Below are 21,554 nucleotides of genomic sequence, written 5' to 3'. Positions count from 1 at the left end.
GATCCCTCGTGCGGGCGTCCTGGTGCGGCCGTCTTCGACGCCCGTGACCGCATTGTGATGTCGACGGATGCCGCAGCCTCGTGTCCGAGCGCGCGCCGGCCGTCGGCTGCGCCTTCTAGGCTCTGAGGGTGACGACCGACACCCTGAACCGCGACATCCTGCGGCTCGCGGTGCCGGCGCTCGGCGCCCTCGTCGCCGAGCCGCTGTTCCTCATCGTCGACTCGGCGCTGGTCGGCCATCTCGGCGTGGAGCCGCTCGCGGGCCTCGGCATCGCGTCGGCGGTGCTGCAGACGATCGTCGGGCTGATGGTGTTCCTCGCCTACTCGACGACGCCGGCCGTCGCCCGGCGCTTCGGCGCGGGCGACCCCTCGCGCGCGGTGTCGGTCGGCATCGACGGCATCTGGCTCGCCCTCGGCATCGGTGCCGTGCTGGCACTCGTCGGCTATGTGGCGACACCCTTCCTCGTCGGGCTCTTCGGCGCGACACCGGAGGTCGCGCAGCAGGCCGAGATCTACCTCGGCATCTCGATGTGGGGGCTGCCCGCGATGCTGGTCGTGTTCGCCGCGACGGGCCTCCTCCGCGGCATGCAGGACACCGTGACGCCGCTGTGGATCGCCGGGCTCGGCTTCGCCGCGAACGCCCTCCTCAACTGGGCGTTCATCTACGGCTTCGGGTGGGGCATCGCGGGGTCGGCGGTCGGCACCGTCGTCGCGCAGTGGGGCATGGTCGCCGCGTACGCGTTCGTCGTGGGGCGGCTCGCACGGCGGCACGAGGCATCCATCCGCCCCCAGCGCGAAGGCGTGCGCGGCTCGGCGCGGTCGGGCGGCTGGCTGTTCCTGCGCACGGTCTCGCTGCGGATCGCGCTGCTCGCGACGGTCGCGGTGGCCACCGGCCTCGGCACGGTCGAGCTCGCCGGCTGGCAGGTGGCGTTCACGATCTTCTCGACCGCGGCGTTCGCGCTCGACGCACTGGCGATCGCCGCGCAGGCGCTCATCGGCAAGGGACTCGGCGCCGAGGACCGGGGCCTCGTGCACCGCGTGCTCGGCCGCACCGTCGCGTGGGGCACGTGGTTCGGCGTGATCACGGGGGCGGTGATCGGAGCACTGTCGGGTGTGATCGGCCTGCTGTTCACCGGCGACCCCGGCATCGCGACCCTGGTGCAGCCCGCGCTCATCGTGCTGGCGATCGCACAGCCGGTGTGCGGCATCGTGTTCGTGCTGGACGGCGTGCTCATCGGCGCGGGCGACGCGAAGTACCTCGCGATCGCCGGCGTCCTCAACCTCGTGCCGTACCTGCCGGCGCTGGTGCTCGTCGCCGTGCTGCAGCCGGTGGGCGCCGCCGGGCTGGCCTGGCTCGCGGTCGCGTTCTTCGGCGTCTACATGCTGGCGCGGCTGGCGACGCTCGGCTGGCGCGTCCGCGGCGCGGCCTGGATGTCCGTCCCCGCCTGACGACGAAGGGCTTCGGGCCGCAGCCACCGTCTGGCCGCGCCCACCCTCGGCCCCCCCGCCGGTGCGCCCCCCACCGTCTCCACCTCGCCGAGGGCGTATCAGCGCCGCCCCCGGCCACTCCTTGCTCGCATGGCGCGCATTCGGCGGCGCCGGAAGGAGCACCCATGTCGGGCACCGGAACCTTCGCGTTCACCGTTCACCCACGCGCACGCCTGCGCGAAGACCTCGCGCGCGCCTGGCGACCGCTGGGACTCGTTCCCGAGCGGGTCTACGACACCGCGCTGCGGCGCCTGCCGCTGGCCCCGGTGACGATGGCGAGCGTGCAGATCGGCGGCGAGCGCGTCGGCCACGTCGTGCTGGTGCCGTTCGGTGCGCGCCACCTCCTGTCGAACGTCGAAGAGGGCCGCCGCCGCGTCAGCCGAGCGGTGGATCGTGCAGCGGCGCTGGGTGCCGACGTGGTGGGCCTCGGCGCCCTGACCGCGACGGTGACCGCGGGCGGCATCACGCTGCGCGAGCGCACCGACATCGCGGTGACGAACGGCAACGCCTTCACCGCGGCGATCGTGGAGGACCAGATCCGGATGCTGCTCCCCCACGTCTCGTCGCGGGCATCGCGGCCGCACGTGGCTGTCGTCGGGGCGACCGGCAGCGTCGGCACTGCGGTGACGAAGCTCCTCGCCCGCGACTGCGCCGACGCCCGCCTGACGCTCATCGCGCGGACCGCTCCCCGCCTCGAAGCACTGGCCGCGAGCATCGCCGGCGACGTCGACGTCGCGACCGCCCAGAGCATCGACGCCGTCGGCGACGCCGACCTCGTGGTGCTCCTGACCGCGTCCGCCGACACGCTCCTCGGACCCGAGCACCTGGCGCCCGGCGCGATCGTGCTCGACGCCACGCAGCCCCGGAACACGTCGCCGGCGCTCGCGGTTGCGCGGCCCGACGTGCTCGTCGTCGACGGGGGAATCGTCTCCATCCCGAGCCTGCGCCTCACCGGTGGCGAGATCGGCCTGCCGGACGGCCGCTCGTACGCCTGCTTCGCCGAGACCGCGATCCTCGCCCTCTCGGGGCACTCCGGGCACTTCTCGCTGGGCAATCCGACGCTCGACCAGGTCGACGCCATCCGCGAGCGCGCGCGGGGACTCGGTCACCTCGGGTTCCACGCCGCCGACCCGACCAGCTTCGGCAGGCCGGTCGCGCTCGAGTCGCGTGCGGCGGTGATCGCATGACCCGCGTGGTGCTGCTCGGCGGCGGCTACGTGACCCTGCACACGTACGCGACGCTGGCCCGCCGGCGCGGGCGCGACCTCTCGAGCGGGCAGCTCGAGATCGTGGTGATCTCGGCCGATCGCGCACACCGGTTCCACGGCTTCACGGGCGAACTCGTCGCCGGCATGATCGATCCCGATCGCGTCGCCACGCCCCTCGCGGAGGCGATGCCGCTCGCCCGCATCATCGATGGCCGTGCGCTGAGCATCGACACCGTCCACCAGTCGGTGTCGTACCGGCGCGGCGAGAAGGCGGCCGAGGTGCTGACCTATGACCACCTCGTGGTGGGCACTGGAGCGAGGGAGCCGGCGTCGGAGGTCACCGGGCTCGAGCAGTACGGCCGGACGCTCCGGGGTCCGGACGAGATCGCCGCGCTCGCCGACCACCTCGGGTCGGTTCCGGGGTCTCCCGTCGTCGTGGCCGGTGGCGGGATCGCGGGCGCCGAGCTGGCGGCGGCCATCGCCGACCGCGGGCATCCGGTGACCCTCGTGCACTCGGGAAGCCGGATCCTCGGCGAGTGGTCCGATCAGCCGGGGCTGGTGGCGCGCGCCGAGAAGGAGCTCGACCGCCTCGGGGTACGGGTGCTGCGGGGCGTGCGTCTCACAGAGGTCACGCCGACGACGGCGGTGCTGTCCGACGGCACCACGCTCGCCACGGCGACAGTCGTCGCGGCGACCGGGCAGCGTCCCGTGCAGCTCCCGGGGCTCGACCCGTGGCGCGACGAGCGCGGACGACTGCGGACGGGACGCACGCTCGCCGTCAGGTACGGCGTGTGGGCGGCCGGCGACGGTGCGCGGGTGGAGCACCCCAAGAGCGGGGAGCCCGTTCCGGCCAACGCGCTCTGGGCCATGAAGGGCGGCGACCACATCGGCCGCGCGATCGCACGGAGACTGAGGGGCAAGGCGCCCCGGGTCTTCACGTATCGAGGGCTGGGCCGCGCGGCCTCGTTCGGCCTCGGCCGCGGCATCTCCGAGCTGTACGGTGTCCCGTTCACCGGTGCGCTCGCCTGGATGCTGCGGCTGGTGTTCTTCCTGCGCTTCATGCCCTCGCGGGCCCGCGCGGCGGGGGTCGTGTCGGATCTCGCGCGGTTCGCGTTCACGCCGCGTACCCGCCGAGTCGAGGTCGCGACGCCGTCGACGGGCGATGCCGCCCTGAGCGCGGCACCCGCCTGATCGACCGAGGGCTCACGCCCAGCGGCGGCACCACTCGTACATGACGACGGCGGCCGCGGCGCTGGCGTTCATCGAGCGCGTCGAGCCGTACTGCTCGATCTGGACGGTGGCGGATGCCGCGGCCAGCGCCTCCGGCGAGAGCCCGGGCCCCTCCTGACCGAACAGCAGCACGCACCGCTCGGGCAGGTCGGCGGCGGGGAGCGGCTTGGAGCCCTCGACGTTGTCGATGGCGATGACGGGGAGAGATACGGCATCCGCCCACGTCGCGAAGTCCTCGACGGTCTCGTGGTGGCGCACGTGCTGGTAGCGGTCGGTGACCATCGCGCCGCGACGGTTCCACCGACGCTTGCCGATGATGTGCACCTCGGCCGCGAGGAACGCATTGGCACTGCGGACGATCGAGCCGATGTTCATGTCGTGCTGCCAGTTCTCGATCGCGACGTGGAACGGGTGGCGCCGCGTGTCGAGGTCGGCGACGATGGCGTCCATCGTCCAGTAGCGGTAGGCATCGATGACGTTGCGCGCATCGCCGTTCGCGAGCAGCTCGGGGTCGTACCGCGGGTCGTCGGGCCACGCGTCGGGCCCGCCCGGCCACGGCCCCACACCGACCGGAAGCGTCGGCTCGGCCGGCGTCGGCTCGGCCGGCGTCGACTCGGCGGGCTCCGGGGCGGGCGGGGCGGGCGAGGTCACCGGCCCAGGCTATCCGCGCCGACCACCCGCCCCGCGCCCTTGCCGATTGTTGAGCGAGCTTGCGAGTCGAAACGCAGAGACGAACGCCTCAGACCTTCTCGCAAGCCCAAGGCGTTTCGTCTCGGTCGCTGGCGCTCCCTCGCTCAACGACCGGGACCGAGCCGGTCAGCCCGTTTCGTCTCGGTCGCTGGCGCTCCCTCGCTCAACGACCGGGACCGAGCCGGTCATCCCGTTTCGTCTCGGGCGCTCCCTCGCTCAACGACCGGGACCGAGCCGGTCATCCCGTTTCGTCTCGGTCGCTGGAGCTCCTCGCTCAATGACCGGAACCACTTTTCGGTGAGCCGAAAAAAGGTTATGGTTTCGGTGTGCCGAAAACTGCCGAAGATGTCAGGATGCCGCCAGCTCCCGCCCGCCGCGCATCGATGCCGCGCCTGGCCTGGCTGATCGGGCCTGCCCTCGTGGCCGGCGTCGCGTATCTCGACCCGGGCAATGTCGCGAGCAATATGACCGCCGGCGCGCGGTACGGCTACCTCCTGGTCTGGGTCGTCGTACTCGGCAACGTCATGGCCTGGCTCATCCAGTACCTGTCAGCCAAGCTCGGCATCGTGACGGGTCGGAGCCTGCCCGAGACCCTGGGGCTCCGCATCCGCTCGAAATGGGGTCGCCGCGCGTACTGGCTGCAGGCCGAGCTCGTCGCGATGGCGACCGACATCGCCGAGGTGATCGGCGGGGCCGTCGCACTGAACCTGCTGTTCGGCGTCCCCCTGCTCTGGGGCGGCGTGATCACGGGCACCGTGTCGATCACGCTGCTGCTGATCCAGTCGCGCCGCGGGCCGCGACCGTTCGAGTTCGTGATCATCGGCCTGCTCGCGATCATCGCCATCGGGTTCTCGTTCGGCGTGTTCGTGGCACCGCCCGACGGCGCGAGCGTCGTCGCAGGCCTGGTGCCGCGCTTCGAGGGCACGGACTCGGTGCTGCTGGCCGCCTCGATCCTGGGCGCGACGATCATGCCGCACGCGATCTATGCGCACAGTGCCCTGGCACGGGACCGCTTCGCGCCCCGACCATATCCCCGGTCGTTGAGCGAGCGAGGAACGAGCGAGACGAAACGCCCGGAAGCATCGTCAGACGTCGGTACGGGGCGTTTCGACTCGCTTCGCTCGCTCAACGACCGGGATGAGGACTCGCTCAACGACCGGGGTGCGAGCGCTCCGGAACAGACGCAGCCACTGAGCGACCGGTCGGCGCCGGACGCGACGCTGGCCGAGCTGCGCGGCATCCCGACCCGCCGCCTGCTGCGCGCGACGAAGTGGGACGTGTCGATCGCGATGCTCATCGCCGGCACCGTGAACCTGTGCATCCTGCTGCTGGCCGCGGCGAACCTGGCCGGGGTGCCGGGCACGGATTCGCTCGAGGGCGCGTACGCCGCGCTGTACGCCGGGCTGGGTCCGCTCGTGGCGACCCTGTTCGCGGTGGGCCTCCTCGCGAGCGGGCTGGCGAGCACGTCGGTCGGCGCCTACGCCGGCGCCGAGATCATGCACGGCCTGCTGCACATCCGCGTGCCCCTCCTCGCACGCCGCCTCGTGACGCTCATCCCGGCGCTCATCATCCTGGCGATCGGCTTCGACCCCACCGTGGCGCTGGTGCTGAGCCAGGTCGTGCTGTCGTTCGGCATCCCGTTCGCGTTGGTGCCGCTGGTGGCGCTGACCGCGAACCGCGAGGTGCTCGGCGGGTTCCGCAACCGGGTGTGGACGACGATCGCGGGCATCGCGGCATCCGTCTTCCTGATCGCGCTCAACGGCGTGCTGCTGTTCCTGGTGCTCACGGGGGCGTGACGGCCGCCGGTACCCTGAAGCCGTGGCCTCTCCTGCCGTCGACGACTACCTCAAGACGATCTACCACCACACCGAGTGGCAGGACGACCGCATCACGCCGTCGCAGCTGGCGGGCGAGCTCGGGCTCGCGCCGTCGAGCGTCACCGAGATGGTGCAGAAGCTCGCGGCTCAGGGGCTCGTCACCCACCGCCCGTACGGGCCGGTGTCACTGAGCGCCGAGGGCGAGCGGCGCGCGGCCGCCATCATCCGCCGCCATCGGCTCATCGAGACGTGGCTCGTGCGCGAGTTCGGGTACGCGTGGGACGAGGTGCACGACGAGGCCGAGGTGCTCGAGCACGCCCTCAGCGACCGGCTGCTCGAGGGCATCGACGAGCGCCTCGGGCGTCCGCGCTTCGACCCGCACGGCGATGCGATCCCGGATGCCGCGGGCCATGTCCACCGCGAGCCCTTCGTGCTGCTCGGCCGGGCGCCGGCGGGCCACGTCGGCCGCGTGCTGCGCGTGAGCGACCGCGACCCCGAACTGCTGCGGGCCGTGGAGTCGGCCGGCGTCGCGGTCGGGGCGACGGTGACGGTGATCGGGCCGACGCACCCGGAGGCTCCGCTCGACGCGCCGGCGGCGAGTGGAGGGGGCGTCGGGAACGCCGCGGCTCTGCGGATCGGTGCCGCCGAGGTGTCTCTGCCGCCCGCCGCCGCCACCGCCGTGTGGCTCAGCGCCGACCCCGAGGCCTGAGCGCACGCGGCCCCGCCCGTCACCCGCGGTTGCGCGGCATCCGAGGTTCCGCGTCACTCGCGGTTCCGCGTCACTCGCGGTTCCGCGGCATCCGAAGTCTGGGTCGATCGTGTCCCGATTTCGGTCGCTGATGTCCCAGCTTCGGCCGCAAGCGCCGCCTTGAACGGTGGAAAGTGGGACATGCGCCTTCGGGACAGAACATCGAACGCGCGACTGCTCGCCGTGGCCACACGCGCTACTGCTCGCCGTAGCCACACGGCGACGGATGCCGCGGCGATCTACGGGCGAACGCTCCCCACGCAGGTCAGCGCGCCGCGACCTCGAACGGCCAGTGCACGCCGGTGGCCGTCTCGGCGAAGTCCCAGAGACGTGCGCCCACCTCCGGGTCACGGGTGATCTTGGCCGCGGTCTGCCGGCGGGGTTCGCCGCGCGAGCCGGTGCGCGGCCCCCAGAACTCCCCGCCCTCGACCTCGGGGTCGGTGAGCGCGCGCACGAGCGACCACGCGCCGTGCTCCTTCGACTGCGCGATCGCGGCCTGCAGGTTGTCGCGGAACCGCTTGGCGCGCGAGGGCTCGTTGACCCCGACGATGCCGGGCGTCCTGCCGCCCGTCGAATACCCCGGGTGCGCGACGACGCTCGCCACGGGGATGTCGGCCGCGCGCAGGCGCCGGTCGGCCTCGAAGCCCAGTGCGGCGGTGGCGACCTTCGACTGCACGTACGCGCGCCAGGCGGTGTACCGGTCGGCGAGCTGCGGGTCGACGGGGTCGTAGGGCGTGAGCGAGGTCGACATGCTCCCCAGCCAGACCATGCGACCGGATGCCTGTGCCAAGGCGGTGAGCAGCTCTCCGGCGAGCGCGTAGTGCCCGAGCGCGTTGGTCGCGAACACGACCTCGTGCCCGTCCATGGTGGTCTCGCGCGACTTCGGCGCATGGACGATGCCGGCGTTGAGGAGGACGCCGTCCAGGCCGCCCTTGCCCCGCACGCTCGCGGCCGCCGAACGCACCGAGGCCAGGTTGCTGGTGTCGAGGATGAGCGGCTCGGTCGCGTCGGGTGCGGCATCCGGAACCCGCCGCCGGATCGCGGCGCGCGCCGCCGACAGCCGGTTGGGATGGCGGGCCGACATGAGCACCCGGGCACCCGCACGCACGAGCTGTTCGGACGCGAAATAGCCGAGGCCGGCGTTCGATCCGGTCACCAGATAGACACGACCCGCCAGGTCGGGAAGGCTGCGGGGATCCCACGTCACGGGATCGACCCTACGCCCGCGCGACACCTGCTCATGCCATGCCACGGCATAGCCTGGAACGCATGCGCACGAGGTCTGATATCGAATGCTGGCTCACCGACATGGACGGCGTGCTGGTGCACGAGAACACCCCGGTTCCGGGGGCCTCCGCCCTGCTGCAGCAGTGGCGCGAGCAGGGCGTGCCGTTCCTCGTCCTCACGAACAACTCGATCTTCACGCCGCGCGATCTGTCGGCGCGGCTGCGCGCCTCGGGCCTCATCGTGCCGGAGGAGTCGATCTGGACCTCAGCACTCGCGACCGCCGACTTCCTGAAGTCGCAGATGCCCGGCGGCACGGCGTTCGTCATCGGCGAGGCGGGCCTCACGACCGCGCTCCACGAGGCCGGCTTCATCATGACCGAGACCGACCCCGACTACGTCGTCGTCGGCGAGACCCGCAACTACTCGTTCGAGGCGATCACCAAGGCGATCCGCTTCATCGGCGCCGGCGCCCGCTTCATCGCTACGAACCCCGATGCGACCGGTCCGTCGACCGAGGGCCTGCTGCCGGCGACCGGCGCCATCTCGGCGCTCATCACGAAGGCGACGGGCATGGAGCCGTACGTCGTCGGCAAGCCCAACCCGATGATGTTCCGCTCGGCGATGAACCGCCTCGGCGCCCACTCCGAGAACACGGGCATGATCGGCGACCGCATGGACACCGACGTCGTCGCCGGCATCGAGGCGGGACTGCACACCGTGCTCGTGCTCACCGGCATCAGCGACACGGCCGAGATCGCGCGTTACCCGTTCCGCCCCGACGAGGTGCTGGACTCGGTCGCCGACCTGCTCGACGCCGAGCCCGTCGAGTCCGAGGACCCCGAGCTGCTCTAGCGCTTCGCACCGCAGGGCTTTCGAGGGGCAGGATGCCGCGACCCACGGCATCCGTCCGTCCTCAGTTGAGGAGCGGCGCGTCCTCAGCTGAGGAGCCGCGCGTCCTCAGCTGAGGAGCCGCGCGTCCTCAGCTGAGGTTGGCGTGTCCTCGCGCGATGCCCGGCGTCGACGAATTCGGGAACGCCACGTCCTCAGTTGAGGAAACGCGCCGAGATGAGGACCAAGGAACAGGGATGCCTCAGCCCGCGGCCGCGCGGGTGCGGCGGGCTTCCGCAGCGCCCGCCGCACCCGGTCCGGTTACGCCAGCTCGAGGCGCGCACGCACCTCTGCGTCGAGCACGAGGTCGGCGGCGTCGAGGCGCGCGCGCACCTCGGGCTCGAGCACGAGGTCAACGGCGGCCAGAGCCTCTTCGAGCTGCGCGACGCTGGAGATGCCGACCACCGGGATCACGGGCACCGCACCGCCCAGCAGCCACGCGAGCGCGACCTGGTTCGGCGTCGCGCCGATCTCGGCCGCGACGTCGTGCAGCACCCGCAGGCGCTCGCGGTTCGACGCGTGGCGCATCGGCGCCCACAGCGGCTTGTCGTCGCGCGTGAACGCGCCCTGGTGCAGGGGCGAGTACGCCGTGATGGTGAGCGGCGGGCGACCGTCAGCGCCCGCGGCGGCAGCGGCGCCTGCGGCCAGGGATTCGACAGCGCCCGCGGCCAGAGATTGCACATAGTCGAGCAGGTCCGCCGACACGTCGTTCGTGCGCCCCGCGGCGGGGCTGGGGTACACGTAGCTGTATCCCTGCTGCACGACCCCGTACGGGTCGACGCCCTGCCGCAGCGCCTCCTCACGCGCTTCGACGAGGCGCCAGAGCGCGACGTTCGAGATGCCGGAGATGCCGACGAGGCCCTCGCGCTGCAGCTGCCCGAAGGCGGCGACGGTCTCGGCGAGCGGGGTCTCGCGGTCGTCGACGTGCCCGTACAGCACGTCGATGCGGTCGATCTCGAGGTGCTGCAGGCTGAGGCGCGCCTCGCGCGCGACGACCTCGGCCGACAGGCCCTGGTAGTTCGTCGGCTTGACGGTCTGCAGCGGCAGCGCCGGGTCCTTCTTCGCGGCGCCGAGTTTCGTGGCGAGGCGCACGTCGCCGAGACCGCCGCGGCGGCGGATCCACTCGCCGAGCACGTCCTCGCTGTCGCGGCCGTGGCCGCCGACCCAGGCGTTGTAGTTGTTCGCGGTGTCGACGAAGGTGCCGCCCGCGTCGGCGAAGCGGTCGAGGATCTCGAGCGATGTCGCGGTGTCGGTGCGCGTGCCGAAGAACATGGTGCCCAGGCACAGGGTCGAGACCTCGAACGAGGTCGTCCCGTTGGAGATGGTGCGGTACTGCATGGGGTTCCCTTTCTGGGGTGGGAAGGAATACCTCCATCGTGGAACGGGAACGGACTGGGAGTACGATCCGATTCCATGGCAGCAGTCCAGACCAATCCGATCGCGTGGGAGACGCTGCTCGACCTCTCGGCGCACGACGGCCCGCGTCACGTGCGCCTCGAGCTGGCGGTGAGGGATGCCGTCGCCACCGGCCGCCTGCCCTCCGGCGCCGTCCTTCCCCCGAGCCGGCTGCTCGCGACGTCGCTGGGCGTCTCCCGCTGGGTGGTCACCGAGGTGTACGGGCGGCTCACCGCCGAGGGGATCCTCGAGGCGAGGACCGGGTCGGGCACGCGGGTCGCCGCGCGCGTGGGCGTTTCGGCCGCACGTCAGGCGCCCGCACCCGTGGCGGCGCAGCGACGACCGCGCTTCGACCTCGCACCGGGCGTGCCCGACCTGCGGCACGCACCGCGCGCACTGTGGCTCCGGGCGATGACCGAGGTGCTGGCCGAGACCCCCGACGCCGAGCTGTTCCGGCTCGACGGCGATGTGCCGGCGGCGCGGGTTGTGCTGGCCTCCTACCTGTCGCGCGCACGATTCGCGAGGGCGGATGCCGACGCCGTCGTGGTCACGCACGGCGCCGCCGACGGCATGCGGCGGGTGGCCCGCGTGCTGCGCGAGCACGGGCACACGGCGATCCTCGTGGAAGATCCGTCGTGGCAGCGCATGCGCCAGGTGGCCGCGGCGGAGGGCCTCACGTCGGTGCCCGTCCGGGTCGACGCGCACGGGGTGGACGTCGACGCGCTGGCCGCGGCATCCGTCCGCACCGGCGCGCGCGCCGCGCTCGTGACGCCCGCGCACCAGTTCCCCGTGGGCGTGGCTCTGACGGCGGAACGGCGCGACCGACTGATCGCCTGGGCCCGCGGGCGCGACGGCGTCGTGATCGAAGACGACTACGACGCCGAGTTCCGCTACGACCGCCGGCCGATCGGGGCGCTGCAGGCAATGGCGCCCGACCGGGTCGTGCTCGCGGGCAGCCTCAGCAAGACCGCGACGCCCGCCCTCGGCCTCGGCTGGCTGGTGCTCCCGCCGTGGCTGCGGGACGGTGCCCGCGACGCGGGGGCCTCCGCGCCGTCGACGATCGACCAGCTCGCACTCGCCCGCTTCCTCGCCGCGGGCGGCCTCGACCGCCACCTGCGGGCCGCCCGCACGCGCTATCGGCGCCGGCGCGAGGCCTTGCTCGCAGCGCTCGAGCGCGCGCTGCCCGAGTGCCGCGTGTCGGGCATCGCCGCGGGACTCCACGTCGTGCTCGACCTCCCTGCGGGCGTCCGCGCGGCGGACGTGGTGCGCCTCGGCGGGGCCCGCGACGTCGCACTCACCGACATCCGCCGGTATCGCGTCTCGCCCGACGCCCCTGCCCCCGAGCAGCTCGTGCTCGGCTATGGCGACCTCGCCGATCCGCTCGTCGAGGAAGCCGTGAGTATGCTCGCCGCCGCGGTCCGCGAGGCCGCTGCGCGCGAGGTCGGCGGCTCCCGATAGGGTCGCGGCATGGGCGCGCTCGACGATGGTGAGAAAGTGGAAGTGAAGGATGCCGCCGCCTGGCGGGCCTGGCTCGAGGCGAACCATCGCACCGCGAAGGGCGCATGGCTGGTGAGGCCCCGGCAGGGGTCGGGGCTCGAGCTGGTCGGCTATGAGGAGGCGATCCAGCAGGCGCTGTGCTTCGGCTGGATCGACGGCCCGGTGCGCTCGTTCGACGAGCAGCGCGGGGGGCTCTGGTTCGCTCCGCGGCGGCCCTCGAGCGGCTGGGCGGCGACGAACAAGGCGCGGGTCGCGCAGCTCGAGGCCGAGGGGCTGCTCACGGAAGCCGGCATCCGTGCCATCGAACTGGCGAAGCAGAACGGGTCGTGGACGGTGCTCGACAACGCCGAGGCGCTGCGCGAGCCCAACGACCTCGCGGTCGCGCTCGACGCGGTCCCGGCCGCGCGCAGCACCTGGGACGCGTTCCCGCCCTCGACCCGCAAGATCGGCATCGCGAGCGTCGACTCCGCCCGGCGGCCCGAGACGCGGGCCGCACGCATCGCGAAGGTCGTCGCCGACGCCGCCGAGGGGAAGCGCCCGTGATCTCGTCGACCGAGCAGACGCTCCTGTTGGTGGTCACGGCGCTCATCACGCTGACCACGCTCATCGTCGTGGTCTGGCAGCTGTGGCGCGGCCGCGGCCGCGGCGACTGATCAGCGGATCAGCGCGCGACCTCCGCCTCGGCGTCGAGCCAGCCCAGCTTGTCGGGATTGGCGATGGAGTAGATCTGCGTGATCCGCCCGTCCGCCACCGTCAGGCTGACGACTCCGGTCAGCTGACCGTCGAGCTCCACCCGGATCCCCGGCTGGCCGTTGACCCACGTCGCCGACGCGACGAGTGTGCCCTCGAGCTTCGACATGCCGCCGATGAGGTAGCGGGCGAGGCGCTCGGCGCCGACGATCGGACGGCGCGCGGCGCCCTTCACCTTGCCGCCGCCGTCCGCCACCGACACCACGTCGGGAGCGAGCACGTCCATCAGCCCCTGCAGGTCGCCGGTGTTGAGTGCCGCGACGAGACGTTCGACGGCCTCCTCGTGCTCCGACGGCACGACCCGCACACGCGGACGCCGGGCTGCGACGTGGTCCTTCGCCCGGTGGGCGATCTGCCGCACCGCCGCAGGGGTCTTGCCGACGGCATCCGCGATCTCGTCGTAGGGCACGTCGAACACCTCGCGCAGCACGAACACGGCGCGCTCGGCGGGCCCCAGTGTCTCGAGCACGGTGAGCATCGCGATGGAGAGGTTCTCGGCGAGCTCGACGTCTTCCGCGACGTCGGGGCTCGTGAGCAGCGGCTCGGGGAGCCACTCCCCCACGTAGTCCTCGCGACGCCGCGACACCGTGCGCAGGTGGTTGAGCGCCTGTCGCGTCACGACACGCACGAGGTACGCGCGCGGCTCCTGCACGGTGTCGCGGTCGACGTCCGCCCAACGCAGCCACGACTCCTGCAGCACGTCCTCGGCGTCGGCGGCCGAGCCGAGCATCTCGTACGCGACCGTGAACAGCAGATTCCGGTGTGCGACGAACGGGTCGTCGACCTCGGTGGCGCTCATGTCGGCGAGCCTACGCGCGGACGGCGACGGCCGGTCGCTCGGCGAGCGGCGGCAGCCCGCACGAGTCGGCGAAGTGCTCCGAGCGGATGCCGAGCGCCACGTTCATGCGGGCCGACATGTTCATGAACGCGACGCGGGCCGCGAGCTCGATGAGGCCCGCCTCGCCGAGCTGCGGGAGCAGGGCGTCCGACAGCTCGTCGGTCACGGCCGGCGGCGTCTGGCTCACCGCCTCGGCGTACTCCATGACCTGACGCTCGAGCGGCGTGAACAACGTCGACTCCCTCCAGCGCGGAACCTCGCGGACCTTGGCACCGTCCACGCCGCGATTGCGCGACATGAAGTAGTTGAAGTCGAGGCAGAAGCTGCAGCCGATGATCGCTGCCGCCGCCATCGCGGCGTAGGTCGATAGGTCGGCATCGAGCTCGTGCCAGTGCTCGACCTTCTGGCCGATGCCCATCGAGTCCTTCATGACGGCCTTGTGGTGCCACAGCACGCCGACCGAGTCGGGCACGCGGCCGATCATCTTCCTGGCCATCGCCTTGACCAGGGCGCCGTAGACGCCGGTGACCTCGGTCGCGGGGATGCGGGTCGTCTCAGTCATGTCTTCCTCCGTGTCGTCGGATCGGGTCCTTCGACATGGAGACACCGGCCGGTACTGCCCTGTGACATCCCGGCGGAAATGACCCGCGAGCGCGGCAGTCTGCTGCGAGCGCTGCGCCGCCCGACGCCGCGCTCGCCGGATACTGCCGCGCTCGCGTCGCTGCGGTTCCGCCCGGCGCCCGGCGTTACTGCGGTTCGAGGCCCAGGTCGTCGAGGTCGATCGCCGCCAGCCAGTGCAGGCCCTCCGCCTCGACGGCCGCCTGGGCGCCGGTCTTGCGGTCGACGATGACGGCCACCGCGACGGGCTCCGCTCCCTCGCGGCGCAGCGCCTCGACGGCCTTGAGCGCGGACTGACCCGTGGTCGAGGTGTCTTCGAGCACGACGACGCGCTTGCCCGCGACATCCGCCCCCTCCACCTGGCGCCCTCGGCCGTGGTCCTTGGGCTCCTTGCGCACCACGAACGCGTCGAGCGGCATGTGGGTGCGGGCGGACTCGTGCATCACGGCGTTCGCGATCGGGTCGGCGCCGAGCGTGAGCCCGCCCACGGCGACGATGCCGTCGACGTCGCGGATCAGGTCGAGCATGATGCGTCCGATGGACGGCGCGGCCCGGTGGTCGAGGGTGAGCTTGCGCATGTCGACGTAGTACGTCGCCTTCTTGCCGCTCGAGAGCGTGAAGTCGCCGTGGAACACCGCCTCGTCCTGGATGAGGGCGATCAGGTACTGGCGATCGGCTTCGAGCGCAGGCGTGGAGGCGACGGTCATGGCAATGAGTCTACGGATGCCGCGGGCCGGTCACTCGGGTAGAGCCCGGCCCGTGAGCGCAGCGGCGCTCCGAGCCCCGGCGGCGGGCAGCACGGCGTCGCGCCGCTCGTCGGGCCCGGTCGCACCGGGAGGCAGCAGCGCTGCGACCGCGCGCGTCACCGCCGGGTCGTCGGCGGCGGCGGCCAGCGCCGCGGTACGGCCGAGCGCCAGATTCGCCGCAGCGGCCGTCCCGGCGTCGGCCGAGGCCGCGAGGCGTTCCAGCGCAGGCTCGGCGGCGCCGATCACCCCGGCGCCGAGGAGGCTCTGCAGCACGTCGCGGTCGCCGAGGCCTGCGGTGCGGGCGGCGTCGGTGTCGCTGGGGACGGTGCGCACGAGCTCCACCGGCTGCGCTTCGATCGTCTCGCCCGGGCGCGCGGCGAATCGCGCGGTCAGCACGTACCGGCCGGGGGCGGGGAACAGCGGCGCGCTGCCCGCGGCGAGCAGCGGCACCGATGCGACGAGGCGCTCACCCGCGGCGAGCTCGACCGACCGCGGCGCGGAGTCGACCGGCCACGGCCACGTCGCGCGCAGCGGCGGCCGACCCGGCGCGGTGACGTCGATCTCGAGGTCGCCCTCGACGAGGTTCAGCCGCGCGCTGACCGTCACGGCCCCACGCGCGACGAGCTCCACGTCCGCGAACGCGATGCGATCGAGCGGGACGGTCCATGCGCTCGCTCCACGCGCCGTCGAGTCGCTCCGCGGCTCGGGCGGCACAGTCCCGGGCGCGTCCCCGGGAGCCGCCCCGCGTGCGGGGTCAGCGGCCGGCGCGTCCCCGGGAGCCGCCCCGCGTGCGGGCTCGGCCGCTGCCGGCCGGAGCCGCAGCTCCAGTCCACCGCCGTCCGCGAGAGGTGTCACGGCTCGATCCTTCCCCCGCGCGGGCTCCGTGTCACCCTCCGCAGGAGAAACCGCCCTCCACAGGACGTTGAAACGGTCAAACCTCCTGCGGAAGGCGAAATCTCCTGTCGAACCGGCCCGGGCGCCAGGGTCAGCGGCCCTCCGGCGCGGCGAAGTCCGCCGCGATGCGCTCGGCCGCCGCGGCGTCCTTGCCGGCGGCCGAACGGGCTCCGCCCTTCGCACGCGACTTCAGCGCCGCGATCGTGTCGGCCACGACCGGGGCGTCCTTCTCGGTCGGGCTGGCGACGGTCACCGCCAGGGCGGCGACGCGCTCGGCCGATCGGCCGGCGAGCGCCAGTTCCAGGAAGTGGGCGGCTTCGTCCGGCGCCGCCTCGCGCACATCACGCGCACGGACGTCGGTGAACGACCGGGCCAGGGCATTGGCGAGCACGAGCGCGCCGGCCGCACCGGTGTCGGTGTCGCTGTGCTGCTCGGCCAGGTCGGTCAGCACCGCGCGGGCTGCGGCATCCGTCGCGAAATCGCCCAGGGCGATCGCACGCCCCACACCCGGCGTGAGGGTCTTGGCGCTGATGTCGACCTCGGCGTCCGAGCCGGGCCCCCGCACGTCGACGGTCATCGGAGTGGAGCGCACCGTGGTCATCGCATCGACCTCGAGCTGGGCGGTGATCGTATGGCGTCCGGGCTCGGTGAAGGTCACGCCCTGGTTCGTGAAGAACACCTGGACGTGGTTGCGGATCGACTCGCCGGGCTGCAGCACCGTCGTGGGGCGTGGCCCGCAGCCGATCGCCACGTCGACGAGGTGCTGGAGCGAGTGATCGGGTGGCGTGTGGAGGAAGACCAGGTCTCCCTCCGACAGGTTGATCAGCGTCGTGACGGTGCGAGGCTGGTCCGACACGTTCGTGAGGACGACCTCGGCGGTGACGTACTCGCCGACGAACGCCTGGGCGGGCATCGCGACGGTGAGCTCCAGTCCCTCATCGCCCGTGTCGCCGCCGAGCCCCGCGACGTCGACCGGGGCCGGCAGACCGGCGGACAGGTCGCCGTGACCCCACCCGAAGTTCTTCCAGCCGGGCCGCACCTGCGGGTCGGGCGAGTGGATGAGGGAGGTGCGGTCATGGTTCGAGAACGCGAACGAGGCATTGCCCGGATAGGGATTGGCCGTGGTCGCGAACCCCATGACGTCGCCGGTCTGGTTCATGATCTCGATGCCGATGCCCGGGTTGTGGACGTCGTGCTTCGGGTGCCACAGGTTGAACGCATGGCCGGCCTCGTGCACCAGGGTGCGCAGGAACGCCGCGGGCACCTCGTCGAGCGGGCGTCCGCGCGCCGCCGCGGCGATGAAGGAGTCGTTCCCGAGCTGCACGTCGGCGAAGCCTGCGGCTCCCTCCCGGGGCACGGTGTCGTCGTCGAACATGATCCCGAACAGCCCGCCCTGCGTAGAGCCCACGAACAGCCACAGCCGCCAGGACTCGCCGCTGACCGTCTGGCGGTGCCCCGACATGAGTGTCGCCAGCTCGGCGTTGGTGAGATCCGCGTCGTTGGGCACGGTGATCTCGTCGGTGACGACGGTGACGTCCCACCCAGCCCCGGCATAGACCGAACGCACGGTGGCGGCGGCGCCCGAGCCGATGGTGGCGGATGCCGGGAACACGCGGTTCACCATGGCATCGACCTCGATGCGGCAGCCGCGATACATCGGTGACGTCTTGCGCGCGGTGACGTTCGTGACGGTGCCGCCGATCGACAGCGTGCCCGTCATGCGCTGCGACTCGCCGAGAAGGGTGGATGCCGTCGTCACGACGAGCGGACGCCGGCAGCGGAGCGTGAGCGTGCCGGTGTCGGTCGACACGAACTCCTGCGTCGTGCGGTTCCACAGATGCCGCACGATCTGCACGGTGAGCGTGCCATCGACGTACGTCGAGCCGTTGGAGCGGAAGTACCAGGAGTACTCCGACGCCGGGAATGCCGGATACCAACGCAGCCCCAACGGCAGGAACTCCGAGAGGATGGCGGTCTCGTCTTCGGCAGCGCCGCGGGCGTCTGCGTCGGCGGCGGTGTCGGCGTCGTGGTCGCCGCGGCCGGGCAACGGGATCGGGATCGGCCGGATCCGCTCGAACTCGAACTCGGTGAGCACCGGCGGGAAGACCCGGCGCGAGTACATGTCGCCCGAGACGCGCAGCGACGACGCACCCACCTCGATGCGCAGCGCACCGCGCACCTCGGGGCCGAACACCGTGCGGCGCTCCAGCTCGAGCAGCCAGGACCCGTCGAGCGTGCCGATGGCACACGGTCGGGTCAGCAGCTCGGGGCGGATGACCGGGCCGACGACCAGCTCGCCGTCGGCGTCGAATTCGAGAGGCGCGTCGTGCGCGGCGGACGCCGCGCGGCCGCAGCCGCAGTCGTGGTCCATGGGAAACCCTCATTCCCGGCCGCGGACGCGGCCGCTGACAATAGGAGACCCGCGCGCACGGCACTGATACGCCCGTGCCGCGGCCCGGCACCCGAACACCTCGAGGCTCCCACGCGCAAGGCGGTGCGTCTAGTGGGCGTGGAGCCGGCGGGGGCGGCATCCGCTCCTGCGCGTCCGCGCCCCCGCCTAGGCTTGATCCCATGCGCCTGGCCACCTGGAACGTGAACTCCATCCGCGCGCGAGTCGACCGCATCGTCGACTTCGCGGTGCGCGAGCACATCGATGTGCTCGCGATGCAGGAGATCAAGTGCAAGACGGAGCAGTTCCCCTTCGACCGCTTCGAGGAGGCCGGCTACCACGTCGAGGCGTACGGCTTCTCGCAGTGGAACGGCGTCGCCATCGCCAGCCGTGAGCCGCTCACGAACGTGCGCACGGCGTTTCCGGGCATGCCGGGGTTCGAGAAGGGGCACAACGGTCCCGACGCTCCGCAGGAGGCGCGCGCGATCGGCGCCACCGTCGGCGGCGTCGAGGTGTGGAGCCTGTACGTGCCGAACGGCCGCTCGCTCGGCGACCCGCACTACTTCTACAAGCTCGACTGGCTGTCGGCGCTCAGCCAGTACACGTCGGACTCCCTCGCCGCCAACCCCGATCTCGCCCTCGCGCTGGTCGGCGACTTCAACATCGCCCCGACGGATGCCGACAACGGCGACCCCGCCGTGGTGCAGGGCTTCGCGACCCACGTGTCGCCGCCCGAACGCGAGGCGTTCGCGGCGCTCGAGTCCGCCGGTCTGCAGGACGTCGTGCGGCCGTTGGTGCCGACGGGGTACACGTACTGGGACTACAAGCAGCTGCGGTTCCCGCGCAACGAGGGCATGCGCATCGACTTCATCCTCGGTTCCCACGCGATCGCGCAAGCCGTCACCGGCGCGACGATCCACCGCAACGAACGAAAGGGCGAAGCGCCGAGCGACCACGTGCCCGTCGTCGTCGACCTCGACCTCGAGGGCCCCGACGACGACGATCGCCCGATGATCTTCTGACGCACCCGGGGCCGCGCGGGCCCGGTGTCAGTCCGTCGGGCCGGGCGTGCACCCCGGCGGCGCGGAGTTGCCGCTGATGTCGAAGTCGCTGCACGTGAGGAAGTGCTCCTGGTTGAGCCCGAGCACGAACGAGGTGACGGCGACGCCGAGCACCACGACCGCGATCAGCCACTTCGTGCGTCGCCGCGTCTCGGTCGCGAAGTCGGGCCAGACGACGCGCACCAGCACCCAGAGGGTGAACGGGATGCCCAGCAGGACGGCCGCGATCGCCGCGAGGTCGACGATGGCCAGCGCGATGTCGGTGGTGTCGTCGGCGACCACGAAGTTGAGGACGAGCCACACCGAGGGCAGCAGCAGGACGAAAGCCCGCGCGAGCCGGCCCCCGACGGGGCGCCGCTCCACGAGCACGAACACGAAGGCCGCGGTGGAGGCGGCCCAGAGCGCCAGGATGTCGTCGAAGAACACCTCGCCCCACACGCCGAGCGTGAAGGCGGGCCACCACGCGATCGCGACCATCCCCACCATGGCCACACCCACCGGCACGTCGCGATGGCGGTGGTGTTCGTCGGCGGGCGGGGTGGACGCGGTCACAGCCGCACGGTATCGCGCCGGTGAGAGGCATCCGTCGCTCCACGCCACATGATCCGCAGACTTTTCTGCTTCCGGCGCGTCATGACTCCGTCGGGAAGGCGCGGTGGGGAGGGCCGCATCGCCCGCGTCGCGATCCGGGCGACCGCCCGCTGACGCCCTGCGACGGCCTCCGTCTCGCTACACGACCGTGGTCAGCGGATCCTCGAGGGTCTGCGCGCCGGCGCTGAGCGGGATCGAGAACGTCTGCGCGAACCGCTCGAGCAGCGTCGCGTCGCCGGCCACCACGGCCAGCACCTCCTGGTCGATCGCGTCGGCCGGGGTCAGCTCGCCCGAGATGAGGCGACGGATGCCGGGGCCCGCCGCGAAGACCAGGTCGGGGTCGTCCACGACCGAGGCCCGTGTTCCGAGGCGGGGATCGACCGGCCGTCCGGCGGGCTGCAGCTGGGCGATCCGCAGACCCGACGGGTCGACGTGCACGCGCAGCACGACGTCGGCCACGTGCAGCTCGTAGTCGGCCGGCGGCAGGTCGGCGGCGGCATCCGTCCGGAATGCGGTGCGCAGCGCCATCGTGAGCGAGTCCGCGGTCACCACGTCGTCTGGTGCCGGGTCGCCCATGTGCGCGAATCCCCACCGGCCGAGGGCGAGCACGATCGGCTCGAGCTCGCGACCGTACGGCGTCAGCTCGTACACCAGCCCGCAGTGCAGGAGCGGAACGCGGCGCACGACGCCGCCCTCCTGCAGCTCTTTGAGCCGTGTGGAGAGGATGTTGGTGGGGATCTTGGGCAGACCCTGCTTGAGGTCGGTGTAGCGGCGCGGCCCGACGAGCAGATCGCGGACGATGAGCAGTGCCCACCGCTCGCCGATCAGCTCGACGGCCGTCGTGACCCCGCAGTACTGCCCGTAGCTGCGGGAGGCCACTTACGCCCGCGCCTGCTCCGCCAAGTAGGCCTCGGGTCCTTCGGCGGCGGCCTGCGGATCCATGTACATGAACTGGATGCCGTTGCCGTCGGGGTCGACGAGGTCGCGCGCGTACATGAAGCCGTAGTCCTGCGGGTCGCCGGGGGACGTGCCGCCGGCCGCGACGCCGGCGTCGACGATCCGGTCGACCTCGTCGCGGGACTCGCGGCTGATCGAGAGCAGCACCTGCGCATGCGTGCGCGGGTCGGCGAACTCCTTCTCGGTGAACGTCGAGAAGTACTCCTTGGTGAGCACCATGAAGAAGATGTCGTCGCTCCACACCACGCAGGCGGCGTTCTCGTCGGTGAAGAGCGGGTTCAGCGAGCAGCCGAGGGCGGTGTAGTACGCCTTCGAGCGCTCGAGGTCGTTCGTCGGGATGTTGACGAAGATGTGCGTCATTGCCTTGCTCCTTCTGGATTCGAACTGCTGTGGTCGGTGAGCTCGCGCGGTGGTGAGCTTCTCGAACCATGGTTGCAAAAAACAAGCTTGCTTGTCAATAGCAAGTAAATGCCTCTTCGAACGCGCGAGGCGGCATCCTGCCTCCGCCTCCCGGGGGATGCCAC

At 72.1% G+C, this 21,554-nt stretch carries 20 protein-coding genes; 9 read left to right on the top strand and 11 right to left on the bottom strand.

Features of this window, described 5'->3' with window-relative positions; translation table 11 throughout:
* Window positions 1–128: 128 nt before the first annotated feature.
* The 3 genes from B2K11_RS00755 (at window position 129) to B2K11_RS00745 (ending at window position 3,885) form a co-directional block, all read left to right on the top strand.
* Window positions 129–1,448, top strand: coding sequence for an MATE family efflux transporter (locus B2K11_RS00755; RefSeq protein WP_163615912.1), 1,320 nt, complete (start codon window positions 129–131; stop codon window positions 1,446–1,448).
* Between the two features lie 164 nt (window positions 1,449–1,612).
* The gene (locus tag B2K11_RS00750) at window positions 1,613–2,674 is read left to right on the top strand and encodes a semialdehyde dehydrogenase (protein WP_163615911.1); all 1,062 of its coding nucleotides are present in this window, start codon (window positions 1,613–1,615) and stop codon (window positions 2,672–2,674) included.
* Complete coding sequence (locus tag B2K11_RS00745) at window positions 2,671–3,885, top strand: FAD-dependent oxidoreductase (protein WP_163615910.1); 1,215 nt, start codon at window positions 2,671–2,673, stop codon at window positions 3,883–3,885. Before B2K11_RS00750 ends, B2K11_RS00745 begins: the two co-directional genes overlap by 4 nt.
* Window positions 3,886–3,897: 12 nt before the next feature.
* On the opposite strand, the gene B2K11_RS00740 is transcribed toward B2K11_RS00745, so the two are convergent.
* Window positions 3,898–4,488, bottom strand: coding sequence for an RNA methyltransferase (locus tag B2K11_RS00740; protein ID WP_239525546.1), 591 nt, complete (start codon window positions 4,486–4,488; stop codon window positions 3,898–3,900).
* 479 nt (window positions 4,489–4,967) lie between these two features.
* Between B2K11_RS00740 and B2K11_RS00735 the strand changes: the two genes are divergently transcribed.
* Entirely contained in the window at window positions 4,968–6,410 is a 1,443-nt protein-coding gene (locus B2K11_RS00735) for an Nramp family divalent metal transporter (RefSeq protein ID WP_163615908.1), read from the top strand.
* Between the two features lie 22 nt (window positions 6,411–6,432).
* Window positions 6,433–7,140, top strand: coding sequence for a metal-dependent transcriptional regulator (locus B2K11_RS00730; protein ID WP_163615907.1), 708 nt, complete (start codon window positions 6,433–6,435; stop codon window positions 7,138–7,140).
* A gap of 304 nt (window positions 7,141–7,444) precedes the next feature.
* Here the strand turns inward: B2K11_RS00730 and B2K11_RS00725 are convergent, their stop codons facing one another.
* The gene (locus B2K11_RS00725; protein ID WP_163615906.1) at window positions 7,445–8,386 is read right to left on the bottom strand and encodes an SDR family NAD(P)-dependent oxidoreductase; all 942 of its coding nucleotides are present in this window, start codon (window positions 8,384–8,386) and stop codon (window positions 7,445–7,447) included.
* Between the two features lie 62 nt (window positions 8,387–8,448).
* Here B2K11_RS00725 and B2K11_RS00720 point away from each other — a divergent pair, with 62 nt between their 5' ends.
* Window positions 8,449–9,258: an HAD-IIA family hydrolase gene (locus tag B2K11_RS00720; RefSeq protein ID WP_163615905.1), complete on the top strand. Its 810-nt coding sequence runs from the start codon at window positions 8,449–8,451 to the stop codon at window positions 9,256–9,258.
* A 297-nt stretch (window positions 9,259–9,555) separates the two neighbouring features.
* On the opposite strand, the gene B2K11_RS00715 is transcribed toward B2K11_RS00720, so the two are convergent.
* On the bottom strand, window positions 9,556–10,632 hold the full coding sequence (locus B2K11_RS00715; RefSeq protein ID WP_163615904.1) for an aldo/keto reductase: 1,077 nt from the start codon (window positions 10,630–10,632) through the stop codon (window positions 9,556–9,558).
* Between the two features lie 75 nt (window positions 10,633–10,707).
* Between B2K11_RS00715 and B2K11_RS00710 the strand changes: the two genes are divergently transcribed.
* Both B2K11_RS00710 and B2K11_RS00705 read left to right on the top strand, forming a co-directional pair.
* Window positions 10,708–12,147 carry a PLP-dependent aminotransferase family protein gene (locus tag B2K11_RS00710; protein ID WP_163615903.1) on the top strand — a complete coding sequence of 480 codons (1,440 nt, stop codon included), beginning with the start codon at window positions 10,708–10,710 and terminating at the stop codon, window positions 12,145–12,147.
* 9 nt (window positions 12,148–12,156) lie between these two features.
* The gene (locus B2K11_RS00705; protein WP_163615902.1) at window positions 12,157–12,729 is read left to right on the top strand and encodes a YdeI/OmpD-associated family protein; all 573 of its coding nucleotides are present in this window, start codon (window positions 12,157–12,159) and stop codon (window positions 12,727–12,729) included.
* Between the two features lie 118 nt (window positions 12,730–12,847).
* Here B2K11_RS00705 and B2K11_RS00700 read toward each other — a convergent pair whose 3' ends face one another.
* The 5 genes from B2K11_RS00700 to B2K11_RS00680 all read right to left on the bottom strand — a co-directional run bounded on the left by B2K11_RS00700 (window position 12,848) and on the right by B2K11_RS00680 (window position 18,403).
* A complete protein-coding gene (locus B2K11_RS00700; RefSeq protein WP_163615901.1) occupies window positions 12,848–13,735 on the bottom strand; it encodes an RNA polymerase sigma-70 factor in 888 nt (295 codons plus the stop codon).
* Between the two features lie 10 nt (window positions 13,736–13,745).
* Window positions 13,746–14,336 carry a carboxymuconolactone decarboxylase family protein gene (locus B2K11_RS00695; RefSeq protein WP_163615900.1) on the bottom strand — a complete coding sequence of 197 codons (591 nt, stop codon included), beginning with the start codon at window positions 14,334–14,336 and terminating at the stop codon, window positions 13,746–13,748.
* 184 nt (window positions 14,337–14,520) lie between these two features.
* Window positions 14,521–15,099: an orotate phosphoribosyltransferase gene (gene pyrE, locus B2K11_RS00690; RefSeq protein WP_163615899.1), complete on the bottom strand. Its 579-nt coding sequence runs from the start codon at window positions 15,097–15,099 to the stop codon at window positions 14,521–14,523.
* Window positions 15,100–15,129: 30 nt separating this feature from the next.
* Window positions 15,130–15,993 (bottom strand): hypothetical protein, encoded by an 864-nt coding sequence (locus tag B2K11_RS00685; RefSeq protein WP_163615898.1) that lies wholly within the window; start codon window positions 15,991–15,993, stop codon window positions 15,130–15,132.
* 130 nt (window positions 15,994–16,123) lie between these two features.
* A complete protein-coding gene (locus B2K11_RS00680; RefSeq protein ID WP_163615897.1) occupies window positions 16,124–18,403 on the bottom strand; it encodes a hypothetical protein in 2,280 nt (759 codons plus the stop codon).
* 200 nt (window positions 18,404–18,603) lie between these two features.
* On the opposite strand from B2K11_RS00680, the gene B2K11_RS00675 reads away from it, so the two are divergent.
* Window positions 18,604–19,443, top strand: a complete 840-nt coding sequence (locus B2K11_RS00675) for an exodeoxyribonuclease III (protein WP_163615896.1) — start codon at window positions 18,604–18,606, stop codon at window positions 19,441–19,443.
* Window positions 19,444–19,470: 27 nt separating this feature from the next.
* Here B2K11_RS00675 and B2K11_RS00670 read toward each other — a convergent pair whose 3' ends face one another.
* The 3 genes from B2K11_RS00670 to B2K11_RS00660 all read right to left on the bottom strand — a co-directional run bounded on the left by B2K11_RS00670 (window position 19,471) and on the right by B2K11_RS00660 (window position 21,390).
* Window positions 19,471–20,034: a hypothetical protein gene (locus tag B2K11_RS00670; protein WP_239525530.1), complete on the bottom strand. Its 564-nt coding sequence runs from the start codon at window positions 20,032–20,034 to the stop codon at window positions 19,471–19,473.
* A gap of 177 nt (window positions 20,035–20,211) precedes the next feature.
* Window positions 20,212–20,952 (bottom strand): helix-turn-helix domain-containing protein, encoded by a 741-nt coding sequence (locus B2K11_RS00665; protein ID WP_163615895.1) that lies wholly within the window; start codon window positions 20,950–20,952, stop codon window positions 20,212–20,214.
* Window positions 20,953–21,390, bottom strand: a complete 438-nt coding sequence (locus B2K11_RS00660) for a glyoxalase (protein ID WP_163615894.1) — start codon at window positions 21,388–21,390, stop codon at window positions 20,953–20,955.
* Window positions 21,391–21,554: the final 164 nt, after the last annotated feature.

The sequence above is a fragment of the Microbacterium sp. B35-30 genome (assembly GCF_010634855.1).
GTDB lineage: Bacteria > Actinomycetota > Actinomycetes > Actinomycetales > Microbacteriaceae > Microbacterium.
Note: the sequence above shows the minus strand (reverse complement) of the source record. Positions and strands in the feature narration are given on the sequence as shown.

Excerpts from the sequence above, each read along its gene's own strand:
- B2K11_RS00750 (WP_163615911.1), top strand. The coding sequence starts at position 1,613 with ATGTCGGGCACCGGAACCTTCGCGTTCACCGTTCACCCACGCGCACGC.
- B2K11_RS00745 (WP_163615910.1), top strand. The coding sequence starts at position 2,671 with ATGACCCGCGTGGTGCTGCTCGGCGGCGGCTACGTGACCCTGCACACG.
- B2K11_RS00735 (WP_163615908.1), top strand. The coding sequence starts at position 4,968 with ATGCCGCCAGCTCCCGCCCGCCGCGCATCGATGCCGCGCCTGGCCTGG.
- B2K11_RS00720 (WP_163615905.1), top strand. The coding sequence starts at position 8,449 with ATGCGCACGAGGTCTGATATCGAATGCTGGCTCACCGACATGGACGGC.
- B2K11_RS00715 (WP_163615904.1), bottom strand. The coding sequence starts at position 10,632 with ATGCAGTACCGCACCATCTCCAACGGGACGACCTCGTTCGAGGTCTCG.
- B2K11_RS00710 (WP_163615903.1), top strand. The coding sequence starts at position 10,708 with ATGGCAGCAGTCCAGACCAATCCGATCGCGTGGGAGACGCTGCTCGAC.
- B2K11_RS00705 (WP_163615902.1), top strand. The coding sequence starts at position 12,157 with ATGGGCGCGCTCGACGATGGTGAGAAAGTGGAAGTGAAGGATGCCGCC.
- B2K11_RS00700 (WP_163615901.1), bottom strand. The coding sequence starts at position 13,735 with ATGAGCGCCACCGAGGTCGACGACCCGTTCGTCGCACACCGGAATCTG.
- B2K11_RS00695 (WP_163615900.1), bottom strand. The coding sequence starts at position 14,336 with ATGACTGAGACGACCCGCATCCCCGCGACCGAGGTCACCGGCGTCTAC.
- pyrE (WP_163615899.1), bottom strand. The coding sequence starts at position 15,099 with ATGACCGTCGCCTCCACGCCTGCGCTCGAAGCCGATCGCCAGTACCTG.
- B2K11_RS00680 (WP_163615897.1), bottom strand. The coding sequence starts at position 18,403 with ATGGACCACGACTGCGGCTGCGGCCGCGCGGCGTCCGCCGCGCACGAC.
- B2K11_RS00675 (WP_163615896.1), top strand. The coding sequence starts at position 18,604 with ATGCGCCTGGCCACCTGGAACGTGAACTCCATCCGCGCGCGAGTCGAC.
- B2K11_RS00660 (WP_163615894.1), bottom strand. The coding sequence starts at position 21,390 with ATGACGCACATCTTCGTCAACATCCCGACGAACGACCTCGAGCGCTCG.